This is a genomic window from Clostridium sp. TJA020 (assembly GCF_058310295.1).
The window spans coordinates 1-4,509 of sequence record NZ_JBZEFC010000018.1 but is presented as its reverse complement, the minus strand read 5'-3'; the positions used below and the strand labels follow the sequence as shown (position 1 = coordinate 4,509).

Genomic DNA, 4,509 nt, shown 5'->3' with positions numbered 1-4,509 from the left:
GAGCCAGGATCAAACTCTCAATAAAAAGTTTAATCTCGCTCTTAAAACTTACTTGTAAAAAGAATTGCTGGTTCTAAATGTATTTCTATATTCTGTTCAATTTTCAAAGACCATTTTATCTCGTCACCCTCAAGCGACTCATTTATCTTATCACTTAATATTTAATATGTCAACCATTTTTAAAATTTAATTTTAAAAAGTTTTTCTAAGACATATTTACCTCAGCGACAAGAATTATATTATCATCATATATAATTCTTGTCAACATGTTTTTTCATTTTTTATCAATTATTTTTTATAATACATATAATATATTATAAATTTATTATATTGAGGTTTTTTAATGAAAATTTCTATCTTAAATAACTTATTAATAAACTCTACTTTATATAATTTTTTTTCAAATATATACTCTAACAAAATACCGAATAATTTAATTTGTAATGATAATTATTTAAATTTTTTAGAAGTCAAAAACAAATATTTATCTGCTTACAGCTTACCCCTATCAAATATAAATAATTTTAATTATACAGGTATTAAAATTTTGAATATGAAATATATTGATGATAAAGCTTGTTTAGTTCATTTTTATATTAAATTTCAAACAATAAAAGATAAAAAAATTAATTCAACAAGTTTTAATAGAGCTTTATTATGTAAATATTATAATAAATGGCTAATTTATTGCATATATGATGATTTGTTTGATGAAAACATAATTAATTTTTCTGAAGACTTATGTTATATAAAAAATTTAACTAATTTATTCCTAAATTCTTTAATAAAAAGATATGAAAATCTTATTTTAAATCTTTATACTATTCCTAATCTTTCAAGAAATGATACTTTTAATTTAAATAAAACTAGAAATATTTTATATGATTCTAATAAGGCAGTATTTTATGCTGAAAAATATGCATTAAATTATAATGATGAATATCAAAGTTTTGATAAAAACGGTGGAGATTGCACAAATTTTGTATCTCAAGTTATACATTATGGAGGTATTCCTTTATCAAGCACTTGGAGTCCATATAAAAATTCCTGGATTAGAGTTAATGAACTATACAGCTATTTAATCTATAACAAAATAGCAAAAAAAACTAATAACTTATCCCCTGGGTCTATTATTCAATTTTTTAGTCCTGAAAGAAAAACTTGGACTCATTCAGGTATTATAACTTACACTCTTAACAATGACTGTTTATACTGTTGCCATTCATATAATAAGTTAAATTATCCTCTTTCTTATATGTATCCTGATATATACCCAAAAATTAGAATATTATCTATTAATTAAAGAAAAAAGAAGTATGCACAATGAACATACTTCTTTTTTTGTTTTATTTTCCTAATTTTAATGCATCTAATATTATAAGCGCCGTATCCTCTATAGCTCTTTGAGTTACATCTATAGTTTTACATCCTAACTTTCTAATTATATTATCTGCAAAATCAAATTCCTCTAATATTCTAGCATCTCCTGCATATTCAACATCTGAAGGTATTCTATGAAATTTATCTAATCTTTTCTTTCTTATTTCTATTAATTGAAGAGGATTAATTGTTAATCCAAATATTTTTTTCTTATCAATTTCATACAATTCTTTAGGTACACCCACTTCTGGAACTAAAGGTATATTTATAGCTTTTATACCTTTATTAGCTAAATACATGCATAAAGGTGTCTTTGATGTTCTTGATAATCCAACTAAGACAACGTCTGCATTTTTTATTCCCCTATAGTCTTTACTATCATCATATTGCATAGCAAATTCCATAGCCTCTATTCTTTTAAAGTAATTCTCATCAGTTTCCCACATAGCACCTGGATTATTATCCGGAAGTTTATTTAACTTAGATGATACTATGTTTAATATTGGTCCTAGTACATTTACCACTGGTATATTATTGCTTATACATTTTTGAGTTAAATACTCCCTAACATCTACAGTTATAATTGTTGATACTATTACTGCTTCATTACCACATTCTTTAACTGCTTCTATAACATCTTCTATATCATCTAAACTTTTTATATAAGGTATTCTTTCTACTATAACATCTTTACCAAATTGACTTGCTGCCGCAATAGCAACTTGATTTGAAGTTTCTCCAATTGAATCTGACACTGCAAATATTGTTAACATAATAAGTACCTCTCTTTTTTAAACTTTTTTAATTTCTCCCCTTTGACTATATTATTACACATTTTTTTTTATTTTCTCAATAGTGAATTTTGTAATTATATGTTAAACTTAATTTTATAAATGTAATTTACAAAAAATTCTTTTTATGGAGGCTTAAATGAATATAAAAAAAATATTATCAGTAGTAACACTTCCTTTAATGTGGTTAGTATATGTTCTTTTTGAATTAATTACTGGGAGAATAAATGATCTAACTACTATAATTGGTAATTTATTTCTTATAATATTATTTGGTATTGTAGGATACTTCTTTTATAAATTCACAGAAAAATATCCTTTAGGATTGAATAAAAAATTTATGATAATTATATTTTTATTTCTTATGATATTAGATCAAGGAATTAAAATAATAATAAAATTATTCTTCTTTAAATCATACTTTGAAATTTTTAATGGATTTTTATCTTTCAATCCACTTATAAATACAGATGGTTCATGGCTCAATGCAAGATTTGGAACATCAGTAAGCTTTTCGGCCCTAATTTTTATAAATGTACTTGCCATAATAATATTTATAGAAATATACAGATATTATAAGTCAAAAGGAAACAAAGATATTTTTGCTGACCTAACAATATTATTTATAATATCAGGTGCTTTATGTTCATTAATAGATAAATTATTTTATGGTGGTAGTTTAGATTTTATAGGAATAAGTACATTATTCGTCGCAGATTTTAAAGATATATACATAAACTTAGGAATTTTATTCTTAATTATATGTTTTTATAATAATGGCTTTTTCTCAAATAATGATGATAAATCAACATTTAAAGATGATATTAAAAGTTTAAATAGATTTCTAACTTTTATGAAAAATGATTTCAAAAAAATATTTTCTAAAAATAAAAAGAGCTATTAAAAAATAGCTCTTTCTTATTATAATAATCTTTTACAAAAATAAAAAAAGATTATGAAAGCATAATCTTTTTGAATATATAATGCTAAGCAAGTTCCTATTAGAGAATTACTTTAAGTAATTCTTGGTGGCTCACCCGGGAATCGAACCCGGGACACCATGATTAAAAGTCATGTGCTCTACCGACTGAGCTAGTGAACCGTATATTTTAGTGATAAATCAATAATCAACTAAAATCAATTTATAAAAACTAATACTAGCAAATATTAAATTACTTAAAGTAATTTTGGTGGCTCACCCGGGAATCGAACCCGGGACACCATGATTAAAAGTCATGTGCTCTACCGACTGAGCTAGTGAACCACATCTTACCTGGCAACGTCCTACTCTCCCACACGGTCACCCATGCAGTACCATTGGCGCTATAGAGCTTAACTTTCCTGTTCGGAATGGGAAGGAGTGTTTCCTCTATGCCATCATCACCAGATTACTTTTTAATGTGTTGTTGTTTCACCTTATTTGGCGCCTCAACAATTACTTATTATATAGACATAAATACCTTTTGTCAACAACTTTCTTCATTTTTTTTAAAAACATAAATACATACGATCTAAATGCCCATTTTATCAGCATTTAGCTACACTTAAATCTATATAAAATAATATATATTTTATATTTTATAAATTGAATTTTTGATTTTTTATAAAATATTTTTTAATCATTTTTCTTAAATTAGATTTTAAAATTACTATAATTTTAATAAAATACAAATAATTCAAAATAACTATTTTTAAATTTATTTATTAATAAACATAATTTAATATTTATAATAAAAAAATTAATCCTACTAAACAACTATATTACAAATATATTGAATATAATAATCTATATATTATCCAATTTTATAATTATATCTTCTTAAAAATAGTGTTTTTTTATATAATAGTTTCTTTATATTAATATTTTTTATTTTAACAAATAAAATCTACATTAATATAATAATCTTTAGTAGCACTATATATTATTAATATGGATTGTACTTCTCTTAAGTTTTTTGTTACTTAGAAGCAATTTTCCACTTCATATCATATATTTCATTTTTAATTAAAATATTATAACATTATTTCTCCATATATAAAGCTTATAGTCATATAATCTGTTTTAATCAACAATATTATATTTTTAATAAATTTAAATAAAAAAAGATCTAGAAATTTCTAGATCTTTTTGGTGCGCCATTAGGGAGTCGAACCCTAGACACCCTGATTAAGAGTCAGGTGCTCTACCAGCTGAGCTAATGGCACGTAAAAAAACCTGGCAACGTCCTACTCTCCCACACGGTCACCCATGCAGTACCATTGGCGCTATAGAGCTTAACTTTCCTGTTCGGAATGGGAAGGAGTGTTTCCTCTATGCCATCATCACCAGATATTCAGA

General features: G+C 24.6%; 3 protein-coding genes, 3 tRNA genes and 2 rRNA genes. 2 read left to right on the top strand and 6 right to left on the bottom strand.

The window, feature by feature from the left end:
* Window positions 1-553 precede the first annotated feature (553 nt).
* Complete coding sequence (locus tag AC4FQ1_RS13060; RefSeq protein ID WP_491169865.1) at window positions 554-1,303, top strand: amidase domain-containing protein; 750 nt, start codon at window positions 554-556, stop codon at window positions 1,301-1,303.
* A 43-nt stretch (window positions 1,304-1,346) separates the two neighbouring features.
* Here the strand turns inward: AC4FQ1_RS13060 and AC4FQ1_RS13055 are convergent, their stop codons facing one another.
* Entirely contained in the window at window positions 1,347-2,153 is an 807-nt protein-coding gene (locus tag AC4FQ1_RS13055) for a pyruvate, water dikinase regulatory protein (RefSeq protein WP_491169864.1), read from the bottom strand.
* A 157-nt stretch (window positions 2,154-2,310) separates the two neighbouring features.
* Between AC4FQ1_RS13055 and AC4FQ1_RS13050 the strand changes: the two genes are divergently transcribed.
* Window positions 2,311-3,075: a signal peptidase II gene (locus AC4FQ1_RS13050; RefSeq protein ID WP_491169863.1), complete on the top strand. Its 765-nt coding sequence runs from the start codon at window positions 2,311-2,313 to the stop codon at window positions 3,073-3,075.
* A 122-nt stretch (window positions 3,076-3,197) separates the two neighbouring features.
* Here the strand turns inward: AC4FQ1_RS13050 and AC4FQ1_RS13045 are convergent.
* The 5 genes from AC4FQ1_RS13045 to rrf (AC4FQ1_RS13025) all read right to left on the bottom strand — a co-directional run bounded on the left by AC4FQ1_RS13045 (window position 3,198) and on the right by rrf (AC4FQ1_RS13025) (window position 4,501).
* Window positions 3,198-3,273: transfer RNA gene (locus AC4FQ1_RS13045), tRNA-Lys, on the bottom strand.
* A gap of 86 nt (window positions 3,274-3,359) precedes the next feature.
* Window positions 3,360-3,435, bottom strand: a tRNA-Lys gene (locus AC4FQ1_RS13040).
* 7 nt (window positions 3,436-3,442) lie between these two features.
* A 5S ribosomal RNA gene (rrf, locus tag AC4FQ1_RS13035) occupies window positions 3,443-3,559 on the bottom strand.
* A gap of 741 nt (window positions 3,560-4,300) precedes the next feature.
* Window positions 4,301-4,376, bottom strand: a tRNA-Lys gene (locus tag AC4FQ1_RS13030).
* An 8-nt stretch (window positions 4,377-4,384) separates the two neighbouring features.
* A 5S ribosomal RNA gene (gene rrf / locus AC4FQ1_RS13025) occupies window positions 4,385-4,501 on the bottom strand.
* Window positions 4,502-4,509 lie beyond the last annotated feature (8 nt).

What these genes read in the sequence shown, in the direction of transcription:
- AC4FQ1_RS13050 (WP_491169863.1), top strand. Translation starts at nt 2,311, where the DNA reads ATGAATATAAAAAAAATATTATCAGTAGTAACACTTCCTTTAATGTGG.
- AC4FQ1_RS13060 (WP_491169865.1), top strand. Translation starts at nt 554, where the DNA reads ATGAAATATATTGATGATAAAGCTTGTTTAGTTCATTTTTATATTAAA.
- AC4FQ1_RS13055 (WP_491169864.1), bottom strand. Translation starts at nt 2,153, where the DNA reads ATGTTAACAATATTTGCAGTGTCAGATTCAATTGGAGAAACTTCAAAT.